General features: G+C 72.6%; 23 protein-coding genes. 10 read left to right on the forward strand and 13 right to left on the reverse strand.

The features are described 5' to 3' along the window. Window positions 1–129: 129 nt before the first annotated feature. Complete coding sequence (locus EOT10_RS24475) at window positions 130–780, reverse strand: nucleoside/nucleotide kinase family protein (protein WP_189492018.1); 651 nt, start codon at window positions 778–780, stop codon at window positions 130–132. 78 nt (window positions 781–858) lie between these two features. Here EOT10_RS24475 and EOT10_RS24480 point away from each other — a divergent pair, with 78 nt between their 5' ends. The 3 genes from EOT10_RS24480 to EOT10_RS24490 all read left to right on the forward strand — a co-directional run bounded on the left by EOT10_RS24480 (window position 859) and on the right by EOT10_RS24490 (window position 4,004). Then, window positions 859–1,707: a DUF2293 domain-containing protein gene (locus tag EOT10_RS24480; RefSeq protein WP_127830474.1), complete on the forward strand. Its 849-nt coding sequence runs from the start codon at window positions 859–861 to the stop codon at window positions 1,705–1,707. Between the two features lie 154 nt (window positions 1,708–1,861). Further along, window positions 1,862–2,341, forward strand: coding sequence for an anthrone oxygenase family protein (locus EOT10_RS24485; protein ID WP_127830475.1), 480 nt, complete (start codon window positions 1,862–1,864; stop codon window positions 2,339–2,341). Between the two features lie 172 nt (window positions 2,342–2,513). Then, window positions 2,514–4,004, forward strand: coding sequence for a glutamate synthase subunit beta (locus tag EOT10_RS24490; RefSeq protein ID WP_127830476.1), 1,491 nt, complete (start codon window positions 2,514–2,516; stop codon window positions 4,002–4,004). Window positions 4,005–4,087: 83 nt separating this feature from the next. Here the strand turns inward: EOT10_RS24490 and EOT10_RS24495 are convergent, their stop codons facing one another. Together EOT10_RS24495 and EOT10_RS24500 are read right to left on the reverse strand one after the other, a co-directional pair. Next, window positions 4,088–4,360: a DUF397 domain-containing protein gene (locus EOT10_RS24495; protein ID WP_127830477.1), complete on the reverse strand. Its 273-nt coding sequence runs from the start codon at window positions 4,358–4,360 to the stop codon at window positions 4,088–4,090. Beyond that, window positions 4,361–5,230: a Sco1979 family transcriptional regulator gene (locus tag EOT10_RS24500; protein ID WP_127830478.1), complete on the reverse strand. Its 870-nt coding sequence runs from the start codon at window positions 5,228–5,230 to the stop codon at window positions 4,361–4,363. 328 nt (window positions 5,231–5,558) lie between these two features. On the opposite strand from EOT10_RS24500, the gene EOT10_RS24510 reads away from it, so the two are divergent. Both EOT10_RS24510 and EOT10_RS24515 read left to right on the forward strand, forming a co-directional pair. Further along, window positions 5,559–6,278, forward strand: a complete 720-nt coding sequence (locus EOT10_RS24510; RefSeq protein ID WP_223281168.1) for an ATP-binding protein — start codon at window positions 5,559–5,561, stop codon at window positions 6,276–6,278. Next, on the forward strand, window positions 6,266–6,727 hold the full coding sequence (locus tag EOT10_RS24515; protein WP_127830481.1) for a hypothetical protein: 462 nt from the start codon (window positions 6,266–6,268) through the stop codon (window positions 6,725–6,727). The genes EOT10_RS24510 and EOT10_RS24515 overlap by 13 nt, the downstream gene beginning before the upstream one ends. A 95-nt stretch (window positions 6,728–6,822) precedes the next feature. On the opposite strand, the gene EOT10_RS24520 is transcribed toward EOT10_RS24515, so the two are convergent. Next, the gene (locus EOT10_RS24520) at window positions 6,823–7,506 is read right to left on the reverse strand and encodes a DUF899 domain-containing protein (protein ID WP_127830482.1); all 684 of its coding nucleotides are present in this window, start codon (window positions 7,504–7,506) and stop codon (window positions 6,823–6,825) included. A gap of 271 nt (window positions 7,507–7,777) precedes the next feature. Between EOT10_RS24520 and EOT10_RS24525 the strand changes: the two genes are divergently transcribed. Both EOT10_RS24525 and EOT10_RS42885 read left to right on the forward strand, forming a co-directional pair. Next, window positions 7,778–8,614: a S1 family peptidase gene (locus EOT10_RS24525; RefSeq protein ID WP_127830483.1), complete on the forward strand. Its 837-nt coding sequence runs from the start codon at window positions 7,778–7,780 to the stop codon at window positions 8,612–8,614. A 173-nt stretch (window positions 8,615–8,787) separates the two neighbouring features. Further along, entirely contained in the window at window positions 8,788–9,615 is an 828-nt protein-coding gene (locus EOT10_RS42885; protein ID WP_317617360.1) for a 2'-5' RNA ligase family protein, read from the forward strand. Here the strand turns inward: EOT10_RS42885 and EOT10_RS24535 are convergent. Next, a complete protein-coding gene (locus tag EOT10_RS24535) occupies window positions 9,570–10,358 on the reverse strand; it encodes a nucleotidyltransferase domain-containing protein (protein WP_223281169.1) in 789 nt (262 codons plus the stop codon). The two genes, EOT10_RS42885 and EOT10_RS24535, sit on opposite strands and share 46 nt — an antisense overlap. 101 nt (window positions 10,359–10,459) lie before the next feature. On the opposite strand from EOT10_RS24535, the gene EOT10_RS24540 reads away from it, so the two are divergent. Together EOT10_RS24540 and EOT10_RS24545 are read left to right on the forward strand one after the other, a co-directional pair. Further along, window positions 10,460–10,873 (forward strand): (2Fe-2S) ferredoxin domain-containing protein, encoded by a 414-nt coding sequence (locus EOT10_RS24540; protein WP_127830485.1) that lies wholly within the window; start codon window positions 10,460–10,462, stop codon window positions 10,871–10,873. A 98-nt stretch (window positions 10,874–10,971) separates the two neighbouring features. After that, a complete protein-coding gene (locus tag EOT10_RS24545) occupies window positions 10,972–11,487 on the forward strand; it encodes an RNA-binding S4 domain-containing protein (protein ID WP_127830486.1) in 516 nt (171 codons plus the stop codon). A 185-nt stretch (window positions 11,488–11,672) separates the two neighbouring features. Here the strand turns inward: EOT10_RS24545 and EOT10_RS24550 are convergent, their stop codons facing one another. The 3 genes from EOT10_RS24550 to EOT10_RS24560 all read right to left on the reverse strand — a co-directional run bounded on the left by EOT10_RS24550 (window position 11,673) and on the right by EOT10_RS24560 (window position 13,903). Then, window positions 11,673–12,131 (reverse strand): DoxX family protein, encoded by a 459-nt coding sequence (locus EOT10_RS24550; RefSeq protein WP_127830487.1) that lies wholly within the window; start codon window positions 12,129–12,131, stop codon window positions 11,673–11,675. Window positions 12,132–12,218: 87 nt separating this feature from the next. Beyond that, window positions 12,219–12,899, reverse strand: a complete 681-nt coding sequence (locus EOT10_RS24555) for a class I SAM-dependent methyltransferase (protein ID WP_127830488.1) — start codon at window positions 12,897–12,899, stop codon at window positions 12,219–12,221. A gap of 8 nt (window positions 12,900–12,907) precedes the next feature. Next, window positions 12,908–13,903 carry an acyltransferase domain-containing protein gene (locus EOT10_RS24560; protein ID WP_189492039.1) on the reverse strand — a complete coding sequence of 332 codons (996 nt, stop codon included), beginning with the start codon at window positions 13,901–13,903 and terminating at the stop codon, window positions 12,908–12,910. 244 nt (window positions 13,904–14,147) lie between these two features. Between EOT10_RS24560 and EOT10_RS24565 the strand changes: the two genes are divergently transcribed. Beyond that, window positions 14,148–14,411, forward strand: coding sequence for a DUF6343 family protein (locus EOT10_RS24565; RefSeq protein WP_127830489.1), 264 nt, complete (start codon window positions 14,148–14,150; stop codon window positions 14,409–14,411). Between the two features lie 29 nt (window positions 14,412–14,440). Here EOT10_RS24565 and EOT10_RS24570 read toward each other — a convergent pair whose 3' ends face one another. From EOT10_RS24570 to EOT10_RS24590, 5 genes are all read right to left on the reverse strand, one after another. Further along, on the reverse strand, window positions 14,441–14,809 hold the full coding sequence (locus tag EOT10_RS24570) for a tetratricopeptide repeat protein (protein ID WP_127830490.1): 369 nt from the start codon (window positions 14,807–14,809) through the stop codon (window positions 14,441–14,443). Window positions 14,810–14,911: 102 nt separating this feature from the next. Beyond that, complete coding sequence (locus EOT10_RS24575) at window positions 14,912–15,295, reverse strand: DUF3592 domain-containing protein (protein WP_127830491.1); 384 nt, start codon at window positions 15,293–15,295, stop codon at window positions 14,912–14,914. A 12-nt stretch (window positions 15,296–15,307) separates the two neighbouring features. Then, window positions 15,308–15,910 carry a dephospho-CoA kinase gene (gene coaE / locus EOT10_RS24580; RefSeq protein ID WP_127830492.1) on the reverse strand — a complete coding sequence of 201 codons (603 nt, stop codon included), beginning with the start codon at window positions 15,908–15,910 and terminating at the stop codon, window positions 15,308–15,310. A gap of 84 nt (window positions 15,911–15,994) precedes the next feature. Beyond that, window positions 15,995–16,933, reverse strand: coding sequence for a PAC2 family protein (locus EOT10_RS24585; RefSeq protein WP_127830493.1), 939 nt, complete (start codon window positions 16,931–16,933; stop codon window positions 15,995–15,997). 110 nt (window positions 16,934–17,043) lie between these two features. Next, window positions 17,044–18,654 (reverse strand): flavin monoamine oxidase family protein, encoded by a 1,611-nt coding sequence (locus EOT10_RS24590; protein ID WP_127830494.1) that lies wholly within the window; start codon window positions 18,652–18,654, stop codon window positions 17,044–17,046. Between the last annotated feature and the right edge of the window lie 60 nt (window positions 18,655–18,714).

Genomic DNA, 18,714 nt, shown 5'->3' on the forward strand with positions numbered 1-18,714 from the left:
CTCCCATTGCCGGGCGGCCGGCGCGGCGCGGCGGCGCCGCATGTCCCGGCGCACATCATTCTCTCCGCGCCGCGCGGAGCCCGCACCTGGGAGAGACGGTGCCCCGCCCCCGCCCGGGGACCGCGCCGGTCACTCCGGGAGGCCGCCCCAGGCCGGGTGCCGGGGGTCGTCGGCCCGTACGACCACGTCGGCGGCGGTGGCCGGGTCCGTCTCTTCCTCGTAGCGCTCGAAGGCGGGCAGGGTCCAGCGCTCCTCCTCGGGGGTGCGGCGGCGCAGTGCGGCCGGCGAGAGGCGCAGGTGCACGGTCAGGTCGAACGGGAACCAGTGCCCGAGGAGCAGCGGCCCGTGCAGCAACAGGGCTCCGCCGGGCGGCAGTTGGACGTACGGGCTGCGGGTGGCCCGGTCGGCCGCCGGGTCCCACAGGTCGGGCAGGACGCGTCCGGTGCCGCCCGGTTCGAGCGGCCCGAAGACCTCGCGCCACAGCGCCGCCGTGTCGAACCAGCCGCTGTAGTACGCCTCCACGTCCTCGCGCCCGTACTCGAAGCGCAGCGACGCGGGCCGCAGGAAGCCGCCCGTGTCCACGGCGAGCGACGGTCGGCCGCGTACGCGCAGTGCCTCCCCGACCAGTTGGGCGAGGTCGCCGGGGCGGGCGGCCGGCGGGCCGTCGAAGGCGACCCGGGGCCAGGGGCTGCCGTCGCCCGGTTTCAGGTCGAGCAGCCGCTCGGCCAGGGCGTCGCCGAGCCGTTCCCAGGTGATCGCTTCGAGTCGCACGCACCTCATGATGCCTCCCGCGACGGATGCCGTCCGGTCCCGGGGCCCGCTACGCGTTCCCGCCCGCACGCGGGGAATGAACCGCGTATGACCGCCACGGCCGGGCCCGAACGGGTCCCCCACGATCTGGTCCACCACGACCCGGTCCCTCACGACCCGGTCCCTCACGACTTGGCTGCCCCCCACGACCTGGTCCCTCACGACCTGGCTGCCCCCCACGACCTGGCCCCCGACGACCTGGTCGCCCGGCACCGGACTCCCCCGCCGCGCACCGGACCCGGCGGGCCGGTCGTCGTGCAGCCGCTGAAGCGCCGGTACTGCGCGGAGTGCCGCACGGGGCCGCTGGCGCTGCTGACCATGGAGGACGCGGCGCCACGCTGTATGGACTGCGCGGACCTCGGGCATCTCGTGTACCTGCCGCGCGGCGACTGGGCCCTCACCCGCCGTGCCAGGGAAGGCAGTTCACTGTCGGCAGTGGTCGTGCGCTTCCATCGCAGGCGCGGCCGGTACGAGCGCCAGGGCGTACTCGTGGAGGAGGCGGCGCTGGCCCGCGCCGAGGAGCGGTGCCTGGCGGACGCGGACGCGCGGGCCCGGCGCCGGGCGCGGGACGCGGCGCGCAGGGCGGCGCAGGACGAGCGGTTCACGGCCGCGTTCGCGCGGGAGATCCTGCGGCTCTTTCCCGGCTGTCCGCCGGACCGGGCGGCGGCCGTCGCGGCGCACGCGTCGGTGCGGGGCAGCGGCCGGGTGGGGCGCAGCGCGGCGGGCCGCGCCCTGTCGGAGGCCGCGGTGACGGCGGCGGTACGGGCAGCGGTGCGGCACACGGAGACCGCATACGACGCGTTGCTGATGAGCGGCGTACGGCGGTCCGAGGCCCGGCGGAGGATCGAGGCACCGGTGCAGGCGGTACTGCGTGAGTGGCGCGCGGGGCGGGCGTGACGCGCGCGGGGGACATGGGGGGCATGAGGGGGATATCGGTGGCGGTCACCCGCCCCGTGCGGCAGGATCTCCGACCGGACCGCGCCGCGCCGCGCCGCCGAAGGAGTTGCCGGCGGGGTCGCCGACGGGGGGTTGTGATGGACGGGGGGTTGTGATGATCGAGGGACCGTACTTCGTGCTCGTCGTCCTGAGCGCGCTGGCCTGCGGGGTGTCGGCCGGCGTCTTCATCGCGTTCTCGGCGTTCGTGATGAAGGGGCTGGCCGCGCTGCCGCCGGAGCGGGGCATCGCGGCGATGCAGGCGATCAACGCCGCCGCGGTGAATCCCGCGTTCTTGGTGGTGTTCCTGGGGGCGGCGGCGCTGTGCGCGGTGGTCGCCGTCGTGACGTTCGTGCTCTGGCCGGACCAGGGCACCGTCGCACTGCTGCTCGGCAGCGCGCTCCAGCTGGTGGGCGCGTTCGGCGTGACCGTCGTCGCGAACGTCCCGCGCAACGAGGCACTGTCGAAGCTGGACCCGGACGCGCCGGACAGCGTCGGCCCCTGGCGTCGCTACGCGTCCGAGTGGCTGCTGTGGAACCACGTCCGAGGCGCCGCGTCGCTGGCCGCGTCGGCGGCGTTCGTCCTCGCCCTGACCTGAGCCGCGCGCCCCTGCGGCAGCCTCGCCGCAACCCTGCCGCAACGCTGCGTCACCCCCGCCCGCGCCCCGCGGACCAGGGTGCCACCGCCCTGCCCGCGCCCCTGCGGACCAGGGAGAACGGACGTATCGTGGCGAGAAGCACACGGCAAGGGAGACGGCAAGGGAGACGGCCATGGCCGACCCCAAGGGCTTTCTCACCACCCCCCGGCGGGAGTGGCCGCGCCGCCCTGTCGAAGAGCGCGTCCGTGACTGGGACGAGGTGTACGTCCCCGGGGCGCTCCTGCCGATCGTCGAGGCGCAGGCCGACCGCTGCATGGACTGCGGCGTCCCGTTCTGCCACGAGGCGTGCCCGCTCGGGAACCTGATCCCGGAGTGGAACGATCTCGTGTCGCGGAGCGACTGGCGGGCGGCGAGCGACCGGCTGCACGCCACGAACAACTTCCCCGAGTTCACCGGACGCCTGTGCCCGGCCCCGTGCGAGGCGGGCTGCGTCCTGGCGATCAACCAGCCCGCGGTGACGATCAAGAACGTCGAGGTGGCGATCGCCGACCGGGCCTGGCGGGACGGCCTCACCCCGCCCAAGCCCCCGGACCGCCTCACGGGCCGCACGGTCGCGGTGGTCGGCTCGGGCCCGGCGGGGCTCGCCGCGGCGCAGCAGCTCACCCGCGCCGGACACACGGTCGCCGTGTTCGAGCGCGACGACCGGCCGGGCGGACTGCTGCGGTACGGCATCCCCAGCTTCAAGATGGAGAAGCGCCATCTGGACCGCAGGCTGGAGCAGTTGCGCGCGGAGGGCGTGCGTTTCCGTACGTCGGTGGAGGTGGGCCGGGACATCGACGCGGCGGAGCTGCGGTCCCGCTACGACGCCGTGATCCTCGCGGTCGGCGCCACCGCCTGGCGTGAACTGGACGTTCCTGGGCGGGAGTTGAGCGGCATCCGGCAGGCCATGGAGTATCTGCCGCTCGCCAACCGGGCCTGCCAGGGTGATCTCGACGCCTCTCCCCTGTCGGCCGCCGGCAAGCACGTCGTGATCGTCGGGGGCGGGGACACCGGCGCCGACTGCCTGGGCACGGCGGTCCGGGAGGGGGCCGCGTCGGTCACGCAGCTGGACATCTACGGGCAGCCGGGCGCCGAGCGCGACGAGAACGTCGAGCCCTGGCCCACGTATCCGAAGATCTACCGTCTTTCCGCCGCGCACGAGGAGGCCGGGGAGCTGCGGACCGCTCCTGCGGCGCACGCCGACGCCCGGCTGTTTGCGGCGTCCACGCTGCGCTTCACCGGGGACGACGAGGGCCGGGTGACGGAGCTGCATCTCGTCGAGGTCGACGAGGCCCGGCGGCCCCGGCAGGGCACGTCCCGGGTGCTGCCCGCCGATCTGGTGCTGCTCGCGCTGGGCTTCTCGGGGCCCGAGCGGGGCGCCGGCACTCCGGTCGGCCAGCTCGGTCTCGCGACGGACGCGCGCGGCGCCCTGGTCCGGGACGCGCGGTTCGCGACGTCGGCGCCCGGCGTGTTCGCGGCGGGTGACGCGGGCCGCGGGCAGTCGCTCGTCGTGTGGGCCATCGCCGAGGGCCGGGCCGCGGCCGCCGCGGTGGACCACTGGCTCACCGGCGCGACGCGGCTGCCCGCGCCGATCGGCCCGTACGACCGCCCGATGACAGCCTGACGCCTGACGCCTGACCTGCGACAACCCCCGTTGGGCCGCCCGATGACTGCCTGACCTGCGACATCCCCCGTCGGGCCGCCAGGTCAGGACAGCAGGAAGTCCGCCGCGCCGGCCTTGGCGCCCTCGATGAAGGCGGTGATCTCGCCGGGGGTGTAGATCAGGGCAGGGCCGTCCGGGTCGGCGGACTGGCGCATCGCGACCCGGCCGTCGGCCAGCTTCATCGCCTCGACGCAGTTGCCGCCGTTCCCGCCGCTCCACGGCTTGTGCCAGCCTTCGGTGCCGAGTTCGCGGGCGGGCATCCCGTTGTAGATGACCTCGCCGTCGACGCCTCGTATGCGGGCTTTGATCCGATCCATTCACAGCTCCTTGCGGAGATCCCGGAGGATGTCCTTTGTGCGATGTGCCGTCGCGGCATGAGCCGCCATGCGGTCCATGACCTCGAGATGGGTGGCCACCTCGGGGCGCGCGTCGAGGTAGACCGCGCCGGTCAGGTACTCGCTGTAGACCATGTCGGGCAGTTCCGGCACGGCAAATCGGAACAGCACGAAGGGGCCGTACGTGCCGGGGTGCGGGCCGGAGACGAACTCGGCGATCTGGAGCGTGACGTTGGCCAGCTCCGTGGCCTCCAGGAGCCGGTCGATCTGGGCCCGCATCACGTCGGGGCCGCCGACGGGACGGCGCAGGGCGGTCTCGTCCATCACCATCCACAGGCGCGGGGCGTCCTCACGGGTGATCAGCTCCTGCCGCCGCATACGGAGCGCGATGTGCCGCTCTATGACGTCGGGGTCCTCGGCGAGGGTGCGGCCTACGGCTCCGGAACGCAGCACGCCACGCGCGTAGTCCTCGGTCTGCAGGAGGCCGGGGACGAAGTGGGGCTCGTACGACCGGATGAGGCTCGCGGCGCCCTCCAGGCTCACGTACATCGAGAACCAGCCCGGCAGGATGTCGTGGTAACGCTGCCACCAGCCGGGCTTGTTGGCGTCCTCGGCGAGGGTGACGAAGGCGTCGGCCTCCTCGTCGGTGACGCCGTAGGACTTCAGGAGGAGCTGGAGGTAGGGGATCTTCAGGCCGACCTCGGCCATCTCCATGCGGCGGACCGTGGCGGGGGCGACGCGCAGGACCTTGGCGGCCTCCTCGCGCTTGAGTCCGGCCCGTTCACGCAGGTCCTGGAGGCGCCGGCCGAGGACGACCTGGCCAACCGTCGGCGCGGACCGCGGTTCGCTCACGCCCCCTACCTCCCAGTCTTCCCTGTGGTCCTGTGGTCTTGCGGCCTTGCGGTGCTGCGGTCTTGTGGTGCTGCGGTGCTGCGGTCCTGTGGTGCTGCGGTGCTGCGGTCTTGTGGTGCTGCGGTCCTGTGGTGCGCCCCAACGCCCGGTCGGGCCGGGCGACTTCCCCGGGATCTCCGGCGCTCTCGCCGTGGCGGGCGCCTTATGACACACCGCCGTCAGCAGTGTGCCATGGCCGGGCGCCGGAGCACACTGCACTCTGCACTTTTCAGAGTGGCTCTTGCCAAGTGTTCGCGACGGGGCGATAGTGGCAAGCGTGACTCCGTCCGTGCCGTTAGGAACAGAAGTCGGCGAAGCTACGCTCGGTGACGAATCCGATGCGCGCTCCGGCGCCGCGTCCGTGCGCCGCCGCAGCAGCTTCGAACTGGCTCCCCACCCGGGATCTGCCGCCCAGGCCCGGAAGCTGACGCGCGCCCACCTCCGCGGCTGGGCAGTGTGCGACGACACCTGCGACGCGGCCGCCCTGGTCATCTCCGAACTGGTCACGAACGCGATCGTCCACACCGCGAGCCGCCGCATAGTGTGCGAGCTCCACGACGGTCACGACCGGGTCCGGATAGCCGTGCGTGACGAGGGCTGGTCCCCCGGCGCGCCACATCCCGGCCGCCGTGTGGCGCCGGAGGAGGAGCACGGGCGCGGCCTGCTGCTCGTGGCGGCGGTGAGTACCGCGTGGGGCGCGCAGGAGACCGGCCCCGGCCTGCTCGTGTGGGCCGAGCTCGCACGCGATCTGAACGGCGCGGAGGGCGCCGGCGGCCCGGGCGGCCCAGGCGTCCCCGGGCAGCAGTTCGGCGCGGGACCCGGAGCGCTCGGCGGCGGTGGGCCGCACACCTTCGGAGCCGGCGCGGATCAGGGCTTCGACACCCAGCAGTTCACATCTGAGTTCGCATCAGAGTTCGAGACGGGGTTCGAGACGGGGTTCGCCGGCGGCTTCGGCCCGGCGGGCGACCCCGGCACGGGGACAGGGGCGGGAGCGGGATGGGTGTGGTGACGACGCGGACCATGGATCTCGACTCGCTGGTCCGCTTCTCCCGGCAGCGGCAGCAGCAGGCGGTTCGGGCCGCGGAGCCGCTCAGGCTCACCGTCCCCGACGGCATGACGGCGCCGCTCGGCTGCGACGCCGTGGCGGTCCCCGAGGCCTGCGGGCGCGCCATGGTCGCGCGCCTTCCGCGCATGGGGTGCGTCTACGCCGACGGTGACCTCTGGTGGTGGATCGTTCCGTCGGACTCGGACGTCGCCCTGGAGTGGCCCGCCCCGGCCCGCTACACCACCGGCGCGCTGGTGCCGGACGCGCGGCGCGCGCCGGGACTGATCCACCGGCCCGACGGCAGCGTCCCGTACACCCCGCCGATCCCGCTGTATCTCGCGCTGTGCCGGGTCACGGGTACGACGCCCGTCTGGTCCCGCTCGATCGGCGCGGGGGCACCCGACCCCGCCTGACGCGCAGCGCAGCCCATCAGTCCGCCGTCTGTCGGTCCGTCAGTCCGCCGGTCCGCCGGTCCGTCAGTCCGTCAGTCCGTCAGTCCGTCAGTCCGTCAGTCCAGATACTCGTCGTGATAGCGCACGCGGGCGCTGCCCGCCGGGGTGCCGAGCGCCGATGCCCGCCCGCGCGGCTCCTCCCACTCCTCCTGGCGGCCGAGCGCGGTCAGGTCGAGCAGGCTCGCGATGGAGCCGACGCCGTCGAGGGCCCGGCCGGTGGCGGAGTACGTGTGATAGACCCGGTCGCCGTCCCGCAGGAAGCAACTGATCCCGGGCAGGTCACCGCCCCCCTCGTCCGACGAGAAGCCGAAGTCGAGGCTGAAGTCGCTCGCGCACGAGGAGTACCAGGGCACCGTCCAGCCCATGCGGGCCTTGAACGGCAGAAGCCGGGTGAACGGCGCGCGTGAAACGGCGGCGAACTCCGTGCCCCTGGCGCGCAGATGGGCGAGGTGGCCGATCTGGTCGAGGAAGGCGGAGCAGTCGGGGCAGCCTGCGTCCTGGTCGGGGCCGAACATGAAGTGGTAGACGATCAGCTGGGAGCGGCCCTCGAAGAGGTCCAGAAGCTCCGTCTTCCCGTCCGGCCCCTCGAAGACGTACAGCCTCTCGATCTCGACCATGGGCAATGCGCGCCGCCGGGCGTTGAGCTCGTCGCGGGCGCGGATCGCCGCCTCCTCCCTGGCGAGCAGTTCTTGGCGCGCGCCGAGCCACTCCTCGCGTGTGACGACGTCCGGCAGCCCCATGGGTCCTCCTCGGGTCGGTACTCCTCGGACGGTTGACCGGGGGTCATCGCGGAACTCATCGCTCGGCGGAGAAAAATCTTCGCGGTCTTCCAGAGGCTCCCCCGAAGACTCCTCCAGGGACTCCGTCAAGGACTCCTTCGTGAACTCCCCTGGAAACTCATTCGTGTTCGCTGAGCATGCACTGTTGTCCGCTGACGCCGACACCACCACAATGCACATGTCAAAACCGGCGCCCTGCCGGTTTCAGCAAGCACGGGAGAGGACCCCCCACATGAAGAAGCCTCTCGTCAGCGCGGTGTTCGGCATGCTGCTCGTCGGAGCAACAGCCGCGCCCGCCACGGCAGTCGGCGCTCAGCAGGCTCAGCAGAACATCAAGGCCGTCTCGTACGCCGGAACGGTGGCGCTCAGCAACTGTTCCGGTTCGGTCGTCCGCGTGCCGAACTCCCAGCCCACGGACCCGGCCCTGGTCATGTCCAACGGCCACTGCCTCGAGAGCGGTTTCCCCGGCCCGGGCCAGGTCATCGTCGACCAGCCCTCCTCCCGCACCTTCAGCCTGCTCAACTCCGCGGGCAGCAAGGTCGCGACGCTGCGCGCGAGCAAGATCGCGTACGGCACGATGACGGACACGGACGTCTCGCTCTACCAACTCACGAGCACCTACCAGCAGATCGAGAGCTCGTACGGCATCAAGGCGCTCGAACTGTCGGCCTCGCACCCGACGGCCGGTACGGCCATCAAGGTCGTCTCGGGCTACTGGAAGCGGACCTACAGCTGCAACATCGACGGCTTCGTGTACCGCCTCAAGGAGGGCGACTGGACCTGGAAGGACTCGGTCCGCTACACCTCCGCCTGCAACACGATCGGCGGCACGTCCGGCTCACCGGTGCTCGACGCGGCGACCGGCAAGGTCGTGGCGGTCAACAACACGGGCAACGAGGACGGCGCCAGCTGCACGGTCAACAACCCGTGCGAGGTCGACGAGAACGGCAACGTCACCGTCCGCCAGGGCATCAACTACGCAGAGGAGACGTACGGCATCGTGCCCTGTGTCGGAATCGGCAACAAGATCGACCTCAGCGCGCCGGGCTGCGCACTCCCGAAGCCGTGACACACCGGTCGTCCGCCTGCCGTTCTGATGTGCCTCCCCTGAACGGTCCTCCCTAGGCGGCGAGTTCCGCGAGCAGCGCGCCGGTTCCGCTCGGCGTGCTGCTCGCCGGGACGCGGCCACCGGGACGCGGCCACCGGAATGTCCGGAGTGGCCGCGTGACAGGATGGCGTGCTGTGAGCAGCGAGGACGGCTGGCCGGACGTACCCGGCGACACGGCCCTGTCGATCCGGATCCCCGAGGCGGACGCCTTCGTACGGGCACCCTTCCCGGCCCACATCACGGTGCTGTACCCCTTCCTCCCCGCCGCGCGCATCACCCCTGACGTGCACGCCGAGCTGTCGGCGCTGTTCGCGGACCGGGACCCGTTCGACCTCACGTTCGCGGAGTTCCGGCGCTACCCGGGCGTCCTCTATCTCCCGCCCGACCCCGACGGCCCCGTCCGCGCCCTCACCGCGTCGCTACGCAAGCGCTGGCCGGAGGCAGTCCCGTACCGGGGCGTGTTCGGACCGACGGACCTTGACCCCCACCTCACGCTGGCCAACGACGAAGGCCCCCAGACGTACGAGGCGGCGTACGACGCGCTGGAACGGGAGCTACGGCCGATGCTGCCCGTCACTGCACGCGTCGACGCGGTGCGCCTGATCGTGACGAACGGGCGCGTGTGGCAGGACCGGGCGGAGTACGGGCTGGGGCGCGTACGACAGGACCAGGCCGAGTACGGGCTGGGGCGCGAACGGCAGGACCAGGCCGAGTACGAGCTCGGGCACGTACGACAGGACCAGGCCGAGTACGAGCTCGGGCGCGAACGACAGGACCGGGCCGAGTACGGACTGGGGCGCGAGCGACAGGACCGGGCCGAGTACGGACTGGGGCGCGAACGGCAGGACCAGGCCGAGTACGGGCTGGGGCGCGAATGGCAGGTCCAGGTGGATGGCGGGCCGGGGCTTGTGCCTGATCAGGCGCCGCGTGCCGAGTCGACGGCGTTCTCCAGAAGAACCTGAGTCCGGTCGAGCACGTCGGCCAGGTCGCCCGACGCCCCCGCGAGCAGACTGTGCACGCCCAGCAGGCCCGCCCGCTCCAGGAGCCGCTTCTCGTTGGTGACCCACTCGCCGCGCGCGGCGAGGACGGCGTGCGCGGCCGACATCGCGGCCACGGAGACCGCCCCGTACACCTCGGTCCTGCCGCCCCGGGGCGCGTTGTTGGCCTTCGCGTAGTGCAGCGCGCCGGAGGCCCGGCCCCACCACATCTCGGGGGCCGCCTCGCGCAGGGCGTCGGGATAGCGGCCGGGGCGGGGCAGCGTGCCGCGCAGCACCTGGTTGACGGCGAGCTCGGCGACGACGAGGTAGGTCGGGATACCGGCCAGGTGGAACATCAGCGGCTCCCAGTGGACGCGGCCCCGCTCGGCCTCGGCCAGCTCCCGTTCCACGACGTCGAGATCCCGGTAGTGCACGTCGGCGCGCCGCCCGTCGACGGTCAGCCAGGCCCCGCCGTTGAACACCCCGCCGCCCCACCCGCCGATCTCGGAGACCTCGCCCTCCCAGCCGACGCCGCGCAGGTCACCGGGCTCGAAGGTGCCCCGGCCCCGGTAGTAGACCGCGAAGTCCCAGTCGCTGTGGGGCCGTTGGGTGCCCTGGGCCCGCGACCCGCCGAGTGCGACGGCCCGCACCCCGGGAAGCCCGGCGAGCCGCTCGGCGACATGGTCGAGGAAGACGTCATCGGTCATGGCTTCGCTCTCCACAGACATGGACCCACGCTACCGACGGCAGGGCGGGGCGGGCGACTTGAAAGAATCGCTCCCGTATCTGTACGAGGGCGTTCCGCGCCCGCCCCCGGACAAGGAGTTCTGTGTCCTCCTGGACAGCGATCGGCGCTGCGCGCACCCGCCCCTGCACCCTCGTGGTGTGCCGGGGCTGCTGTTGCGGCAACAAAGCGAAGTACCCCGGCTACGACCACGCGTGGCAGCTGGAGCGGCTGCAGGCCGCGGCCGCCTCGTCCGGCGGGCGGGTCGCGGTGCGGGTGACCGACTGTCTGGGCCCGTGCGACCAGGCGAACGTCATGGTCGTGCAGCCGTCGGGCGAGGGCCGGCGGCGCGGCGGGCGCGCGATGTGGGTGGGCTGGTCCATGGGGGACGACGCGACGCACGAGATCCTGCACTGGGCCGAGGCGGGCGGCCCCGGCATCGCCCCGGCCCCGGCCGCCCTCGAGCTCCAGTTCATCGAGACCCCGGGCGAGCGGACCCGGCGCCGCACGCGCCGCTAGCGTCGTGCCCGTGCGTGGCCGGCGTCAGCGCTTCGCCGTAGCGGTCGGTCGCCGCGGCCGGGGCCACGCGGGCGCGTTCGGCGGACTAAGGTCGTTATATGGCTTCGGATGATGCTTCGGGTACGGCCGCGGACACGGCTGCGGGTACGGCTTCGAACGCGGCGGACGCGGCTCGGGCGGCCGGCCCCGCCGCCGGCGAGAGCGTGCGGATCGACAGCTGGATCTGGTCCGTACGGCTGGCCAAGACCCGCTCGGCGGGCGCGACGGCGTGCCGGGGCGGACATGTGAAGGTCAACGGTGAGCGGGTCAAGGCCGCCCACGCCGTGCGGGTCGGCGACGAGGTGCGGGTGCGGCAGGCCGGCGGGCACGAGCGCGTCGTGATCGTGAAGCGCCTGATCCGCAAGCGCGTGGGCGCCCCGGTGGCCGTCGAGTGCTACGTGGACAACAGCCCGCCGCCCCCGCCGCGCGAGGCCGTCGCCCCCGTGGCCATCCGCGACCGCGGCGCGGGCCGCCCCACGAAGCGGGACCGCAGGGACATGGACCGCCTGCGCGCGGCCTTCGAAACGGGCCGGACGGCGACGTCCCCTCCGGAGGGCCGGCGCGACAAAGACTGACCCCGCACACGGCCCACACGGCGAAGCCGGCCCCGCACACGGCCCGCACGGCGAAGCCAGCCCCGCACACGGCCCTCCCGGCATGAGCTGACGCCGCACGGCATGAGCTGACCCCGCGCGTGGCGGGGCCAGCTCATACCGTGCGGGGCCAGCTCTGCTCGTCGGCCGGGTGGCCGCCTCCGTGGTCAGCCCCTGCGCGTGACCAGGCGGACCAGGTCCGCGTTCCTGTCGCGGCGCGTCCACGCCAGCAGGGCGAGCGGGACGATCAGGATGAGCGGCGTCGCCGCGTTCTCCCCGTCGAAGGACGTCATCTGGACGACGAACGCGCCGACCATCAGGGCGCCCAGCGCCACGGGCGCGATCCCGGAGAGCACGGGCACCAACAGGGCTATGCCTCCCGCCAGTTCGAGTGCGCCGATGATGTACATCGCCGCGCTCCCCCAGCCGATGGTGTCGAACGCCTCGACCGCCGAGGGGTGCGCGATCAGCTTGGGCGTGGCGCTCGCGACGCCGAAGAACAGCGCGAGCAGCACCGTGAGCGTGCGGAGCGCGACGCGGCCGGCACGCGCCCGGCCGGCTGCTGCCGGGGCCCGGGTGGCGGACGCGGACGCTGCGGCGGAGACGGGGGCGGTGGTCTCGGACATGTCGTGCTCCTCGATGAATGAACGCTGTTCGGCTGTCACAGAGATAGACGGCCGCACCCCGCACAACTCATCGGTCCGCCGGGAAACTCACGCGGGAACGGCCCGCACCCACACCTGGTCGTCCGTCAGATACCGGTCGACCTTCAACCCGGCTTCGGCGAGCGCCTCTTCGAACTGCTCCTGGGTGAGCGGTCTGGCCAGGAACGTGTGCGTCCAGGCCGCGTCGGGGAACTCGTACTCCACACGGACCGAGTTCACCCCGTCGCCCACGGGCTCGGCTGACACGATCCGCACCGTCAGCCCGATGCCCGGGTCGACGCGCTCGCGCGGCAGGTCCGTGTGATAGTCCGGGCCCTCCCGCTGGATCAGTACGCAGCCGCCGCCCGCGACATGGCGCCGGCACGTGTCGAGCAGCCCCTGGCGTACCGCCACGTCGCCCGCGTGCACGAGGAACGACGCGAGCAGCACCACGTCGAACGTGCCGCCCGCGTCCAGCGACTCGACGGGCGAGCAGATGGTGCGCGCCCCGCGCACCCGTGCCAGCATCTCCGCGGACTCGTCCACCGCCGTGACCGTGAAGCCGCGCTCGACGAGGGGATGCGTCATCCGCCCGACGCCGCAGCCCAGCTCCAGCACGCTCGCGCCCGCGGGCACCGCGGCCGCGATGATGTCCGGCTCGTCTCCCACGGGCAGGCGCGCGTACAGCTCGACCGCGCAGCCGTCCGGAGTGATGGCGCCGGGACCCGTCCCTCCGTATCCCTCTCGCATCTCAAGGCTCATGCCCCGTCAACGAGCGGTCCCCCGGCGGGCGTTCCCGACCACGACAGCGGGAACCAGCCATGCCCTCCGTACCAGTGCCCGCCCGCGCGCAGGTGATCCCCGACCGCCCGTTCGACGCTCGTGCGGCGCGGCAGTGTCTCCACCGGGAGGTCCGGGTCACCGAAGACGAAGCCGACCGGCACCCGGTCGTCCGGCTCGCGGTTCTCCCAGGCCGTACGGAAGCGCTCCTGGAACCGTACGAGGTTGGAGTCCGGGCGCAGGTACCGCCTCAACTGGGCGTCGAGGAGCCAGGAGTGGCACACGGCGATCTCGTAGCGCTCCGCCGGATAGTGCCGGGCGAAGAACTCCTCGGCCAACAGCAGCGACCGGTCGCACGCCTCCGGCGAGAGCGGGCCCCTGAAGTCGGGGATGTGGAGGCTGAGGCACGGATCGCCCGTCTTCAGGGGCACACCCGCGGCGGCGATCCCCTCGCCGGAACGCCCGCCGAGCGCGGCCCGCTGGTACTGGAGCCGGCCGAGCTGGTAGAGCTCCCCGTGGAAGTGCAGGCCGAGCCAGGAGACCGCGTGGATGCCGCAACTCCCGTAGCGCCTGCGGTGGACGGCCATGTGGCGGCCGAGGTCGGCGAGGGTGCGCCGCGAGACGTCCTCCGGTACGCCGAGACCGCGGTGGTACGCGCGCGTGTAGGGCAGCGCCGCCACGTAGACGTACACGGAGAAGCAGCGGCCGAGCAGGTCCGCGCCGTCGGGCGGGGCCGGGAACCGGGGGCTGCCGCCCACCGTGCCCATGTCCCGCACCACGGCCCCGACGCACCGCTCCAGGAGCGCCAGCGTCCCGGGGTCGTCGGTCACACGGGGGCGCAGCGCGACGAGTTCGTTGACGTCCTCGTGGGCGACCCCCAGGTCGAGCAGGACGTCGGGCAGGTCGGCCGCGTCCGGGACGGCGGCCTCCACCCGCTCCTGTCCCTCCACCGCCTGGGCCCATTCCCTGAGCAGTTCTCCCACGTGCCCTCCCCGTCCACCGGCCGAAAACCACCGCCCGGAAACCACGGCCCAGAAGCCATGGCTCAGAAGCCACGGTCACTCTGCCAAGGAACGGCCCGGCGCGCGACCGCCCCGCGGCACCCGACACCGCGGCGCGCGAAGAGGCACCCTGGAAGGGGTGCCCCTGCACGGGCCCGCACGGACCGCACGGCCCACACGGCCCGCACGGGCCTCTTCACGGGCGGAGGTGGTGACGATGCGTACGGGCAGTGAACCGCTGACCGCGCGCAGTGCCCTGCGCGCTCGCCTCTGGCTCAGCATCTGGGGTCTGGCCTGGGCGATCTTCGGCACGGTGGCGTTCATCCTCACGGACCGCCCGTGGTGGGCGCTCGCGTGCGGGGTCCTGTGGGTGATCGTCACCGTCGACCTCTTCATGATCACCCGCCACATCCGTCAGGGCCCGCACTACCAGCCGGGCCCCGACGTGCCGCCATACGACCCCCCGGACCACCGAAGGTAGACGGGTGGACGGGTGGACGGCCATGGTCCTTACGGCGCCGCGTCGAAACCCGCCGCCGCCACGTAGTCCGGCTGCGGGTCGAGCGCCGCGGCGAGGCGGAAGTGGCGCCTCGCCTGGTCGGGCCGCGCGGCACGCTGATAGGTGCGGGCCAGCGCGAAGTGCGCGAACGCATTGTCCGGCTCGCGCTCCAGGACGATGGTGAACTCGAGTTCGGCCGCGCGCAGTTGGGCGGCGGCGAAGAAGGCCCGGGCGCGCAGCAGGCGGGCCGCCGTGCTCTCGGGATGGGCCGCGATGAGCGGGTCGAGCAGTTTCACCGCGCCTCGCGGATCGCGCGCGGCGAGCAGCTGCTCGGCGGCGCGGAAGGCGATGACGTGCGTCTCCGGGGTGGAGTGGGGCACAGCGGTCTCCCTCCTTCGTCGTCCACGTTCAACAGCGTGGACCGTCGGCCCTATTCCTCCCCCGTCAGGCCCTGACGTACGTATGTCCGACCTCCCGGGCACTCATGCCCAGGTCAGCGCGAGGATCACGCCGAGCACGATCAGCGCCGCGCCCGCGGCCACGAACACCCAGTCGAGGCCGCTGCGCTCGGCACCGATGAGCACGGTCTCGCGCGGGTCGTCGACGTTGTACGCGATCCCGACCAGGCCGCCCGCCGGGAGCGGCAGTCGCCGGGTGGGCGGTGCGGGGGAAGGGACCTCGACGACGCGGCCGTCGTGCGTCTCGAACTGCAGCAGGGGCCGCTCGGAACCCGGCTGCGGGGACTTGACCAGGGCCTGGACGACGCGCCCTGCCTCACTTGTCCGGCGGGTCCGCCGCAGCCCGTACGCCCCGGCGAGGAACGCCACCAGGCCGCCGAGGGACGTGAACGCCGCCAGTACGACCACGCCCGTCCCCGCCTAGGCCGCCGCCGCCCGCCGTGCGAGGTCCGCCCAGACGGCGTCGACCCGCCGGCGCAGCTCGTCGAGCGGAACGTCGTTGTCGATCACGATGTCGGCGATCTCCAGGCGCTTCTCGCGGGTGGCCTGGGCGGCCATGCGGGCGCGCGCGTCCTCCTCGCTCATGCCGCGCAGCCGCACGAGGCGGTCCAGCTGGGTCTCGGGGCTCGCGTCGACGACGACCACGAGGTCGTACAGCGGCGCCAGGCCGTTCTCGGCGAGGAGCGGTACGTCGTGCACGACGACGGACTCGTCGGTGGCGGCGGCTTCCAGTTCGGCGGAGCGGGCCCCGACGAGCGGGTGCACGATCGAGTTGAGGACGGCGAGCCGGTCCGCGTCGGCGAACACGATCGCGCCGAGCGCGGGCCGGTCGAGGGACCCGTCGGGGGCGAGCACGCCGGGCCCGAACGCCTCGACGACCGCCGCGAGTCCGGGAGTCCCGGGCTCGACGACCTCCCGCGCTATCCGGTCCGCGTCGATCAGTACGGCCCCGTGCTCCACGAGCAGCCGGGACACCTCGCTCTTGCCGGCGCCGATTCCGCCGGTCAGGCCCACCTTCAGCATGCGGGCAGCTTAGGCGAGGGCCCCCTGGCTGACCACAGCCCCTATGCGCCTACGCGCCTATGCGTCCATACGTCTATGCGTCGCCTATACGTCGCCCTCGCGCTCGGCGAGGAACTTCTCGAACTCCAGGCCGATCTCGTCGGCGGACGGGATGTCGGCGGGCTCCGCCAGCATGTTGCCCCGGCTCTCGGCGCCCGCCGCCGCGTCGTACTGGTGCTCAAGACCCTGGACGAGCGAGACGAGCTCCTCGTCGCCCTCCTGGATCTGCCGGTCGATCTCGGTCTGCGTGCGGTACGCCTCCGTGCGCAGCCCGTGCGCCACGGACGGCAGCACCAGACCGGTCGCCGCCGTGATGGCCTCCAGGACGGTGAGCGCGGCGTCGGGGTACGGCGAGCGGGCGATGTAGTGCGGTACGTGCGCGGCGACGCCGAGGACGTCGTGCCCTGCCTCCATGAGGCGGTACTCGACGAGGGACTCCGCGCTGCCGGGGACCTGCGCCTCGTCGAAGGGGCTGCGGTGGCCGGGGACCAGCTCGGTCCTGTTGCCGTGCGGGGTGAGGCCGACGGGGCGCGTGTGCGGGACACCCATGGGGATCCCGTGGAAGTTGACCGCGAGGCGGACGCCGAGCCGCTCGACGATCTCCTTCACGGCGGCGGCGAAGCGCTCCCACTCGACGTCCGGCTCGGGGCCGGAGAGCAGCAGGAAGGGCGCGCCGGTGGCGTCCTGGACGAGCCGCACCTCCAGGGCGGGCACGTCGTAGTCCGTCCAGCGGTCGCGCCGGAAGGTGAGCAGCGGGCGGCGGGCCCGGTAGTCGACCAGCCGGTCGTGGTCGAACCGCGCCACGACCTGGTGGGGCAGCGAGTCGAGGACCCGGTCGACGATCTGGTCACCGGTCTCACCCGCGTCGATGTACCCGTCGAAGTGGTAGAGCATGACCAGTCCGGCCGACTCCTGGGCGAGCGCCATGTCCACCACGGCCAGGCCCTTCGGCTCCCATGCGTACAAACCCTGCGGATCAAGCACTGTGACCGCTCCTCGCCTCTCCCCGTGTCTCTCTTGCAGAAGAACGTGCGGTGGGGCGCGGGCATTCCCTCCCGCGCCCCTTCACAGCGGGCTCTTGGCCGCCGTTCGCCTCAGGCGGACAGCACGCGCGCGTGGAGCTTGGTGACGGCCCGCCGCGCGGAGGTGAACGCTCCGTGCTGCCAGGCGTCGGTGTAACTGAGCCAGTCCCCCGCGAAGTAGACGCGCCCCGTGGGCTCGTTGAGGGGCTTGTAGCGGGGGTCGTCGGGGCCGCCGGGCGTGTCGTGCCAGGCGGCTTCCAGGTGCGGGGTCTGGCGCCAGTGGTGCGAGAAGGAGGAGGCGAGTTCGGTGCGGTACTTGTCGCCGTAGATCTTCACCCCGGCGGCCACGGCCCGCTTCTCCCGCTCACCCGGTGTGAGCTTCGCGTACGCGTCGGCGTCCGTGTCGTAGTTGTAGTAGCCGACGAGTACACCGCGCTCGCCGTGAAAGCCGTAGGACGGGTGCCAGATGTGCGTGACATCGAGGTCGGTCTCGGTGATGCCGCCGTAGATCTTGTGGTCGAGCTCCCACCAGCGGGACCGGTACTCCAGGCCGATCTTGCCCGCGGACTGCGGGGTGATGGCCTCCAGGGCGGACTGCACACCGGATCCGAGGTTGTGCGGGATCCTGGCGAGCATGTTGGGCGGCAGCGCGCCGACGCAGTAGTCGGCCTCGACGGCCCGGGTCCTGCCGCCCTGCGTGTACGTGACAGTGACCCCGCCGGCCGTCTGCGTGATCCTGCTGACGACAGCGCCCGTACGCACCTTGTGCGCGCCGATCGCCCGTGTCAGGGCCTTGGGTATCTGGTCCATTCCGCCGACGGGCTGGAACATCAGCATGGCCTGGTCGAAGCCGAACTCGAAGGAGAAGTACCGTCCGACGCCGCTGGCGAACACGTCCGACGCGGACGGCACGTCGCCGAGCAGTACGCCGGGCGTCCCGGTGGCGGCCGGAACCGTGGTGTAGCCGCGGCGCTCCCCGCCCTTGTACGTGAGTTTGTCGCCGAGGTCCCCGAAGTCCTTGAGGAACTCCATGAGGCGGTCCTGGTCGGACGCGGTGAGTTCCTTGTCGAGGGCGCCCTTGTCCGTGGCCTTGGCCAGCAACTCCGCCACGTAGCCGTACACATCGGCTTTGGCGGTGCGGTAGCGCACGGGCGCGGTCATGCCGGCGGACTCATTGTAGAGGTACGCGTCGGCGTTCGTGTTCGTGAACACCTCGACGGGTACGCCGAGTTCGCGGCAGTAGTCGAGCGTGACCATCCACTGCGGCAGCCGCGCGGGCCCGGCGTTGAGGTACTGCCCCTGGGAGAAGCGCGCGGTCTGCCGGTTGCCGTACAGGTCGACGGTGCTGTCGCCGCCGCGCACGGTGAAGTTGCGGCCGCCGGTGCGGTCCCTGGCCTCCAGGACCGTACAGTCGTAGCCCGCCTTGCCCAGTTCGTACGCCGTCGCGAGTCCGGCGATGCCGCCGCCCACGACGACGACCTTGGCGGCGCCGCGTCCGGTGAGCGTGAAGTCGCCCGACTTCGGTGCGCTGTAGGCCTGTTCGCGGGATGCCGCCTGTGCGGTGGGGGCGAGACCGAGGGCGCCCATGGTGGCGAACATCGCTCCCGCACCGCCTGTCACACCGACGTGGCGCAGGAAGGCCCGGCGACTCGTGCCCGTCTCCGGTCGCTGCTGTACTGCCATGCTGACGGCTCCCCTCACGATCTTGGATGATCCGGGGATCCTGGCAACGGCCTGTTACGG

The sequence above is a fragment of the Streptomyces antnestii genome (assembly GCF_004005495.1).
GTDB classification, from domain to species: Bacteria; Actinomycetota; Actinomycetes; order Streptomycetales; family Streptomycetaceae; genus Streptomyces; species Streptomyces antnestii.

Bases quoted from the DNA above. Each gene is read 5' to 3' on its own strand.
- EOT10_RS24495 (WP_127830477.1), bottom strand. From the start codon at position 4,360: ATGGATCGGATCAAAGCCCGCATACGAGGCGTCGACGGCGAGGTCATC.
- EOT10_RS24475 (WP_189492018.1), bottom strand. From the start codon at position 780: ATGAGGTGCGTGCGACTCGAAGCGATCACCTGGGAACGGCTCGGCGAC.
- EOT10_RS24525 (WP_127830483.1), top strand. From the start codon at position 7,778: ATGAAGAAGCCTCTCGTCAGCGCGGTGTTCGGCATGCTGCTCGTCGGA.
- EOT10_RS24480 (WP_127830474.1), top strand. From the start codon at position 859: ATGACCGCCACGGCCGGGCCCGAACGGGTCCCCCACGATCTGGTCCAC.
- EOT10_RS24535 (WP_223281169.1), bottom strand. From the start codon at position 10,358: ATGTCTGTGGAGAGCGAAGCCATGACCGATGACGTCTTCCTCGACCAT.
- EOT10_RS24555 (WP_127830488.1), bottom strand. From the start codon at position 12,899: ATGCGAGAGGGATACGGAGGGACGGGTCCCGGCGCCATCACTCCGGAC.
- EOT10_RS24515 (WP_127830481.1), top strand. From the start codon at position 6,266: ATGGGTGTGGTGACGACGCGGACCATGGATCTCGACTCGCTGGTCCGC.
- EOT10_RS24545 (WP_127830486.1), top strand. From the start codon at position 10,972: ATGGCTTCGGATGATGCTTCGGGTACGGCCGCGGACACGGCTGCGGGT.
- EOT10_RS24520 (WP_127830482.1), bottom strand. From the start codon at position 7,506: ATGGGGCTGCCGGACGTCGTCACACGCGAGGAGTGGCTCGGCGCGCGC.
- coaE (WP_127830492.1), bottom strand. From the start codon at position 15,910: ATGCTGAAGGTGGGCCTGACCGGCGGAATCGGCGCCGGCAAGAGCGAG.
- EOT10_RS24485 (WP_127830475.1), top strand. From the start codon at position 1,862: ATGATCGAGGGACCGTACTTCGTGCTCGTCGTCCTGAGCGCGCTGGCC.
- EOT10_RS24550 (WP_127830487.1), bottom strand. From the start codon at position 12,131: ATGTCCGAGACCACCGCCCCCGTCTCCGCCGCAGCGTCCGCGTCCGCC.
- EOT10_RS24490 (WP_127830476.1), top strand. From the start codon at position 2,514: ATGGCCGACCCCAAGGGCTTTCTCACCACCCCCCGGCGGGAGTGGCCG.
- EOT10_RS24565 (WP_127830489.1), top strand. From the start codon at position 14,148: ATGCGTACGGGCAGTGAACCGCTGACCGCGCGCAGTGCCCTGCGCGCT.
- EOT10_RS24590 (WP_127830494.1), bottom strand. From the start codon at position 18,654: ATGGCAGTACAGCAGCGACCGGAGACGGGCACGAGTCGCCGGGCCTTC.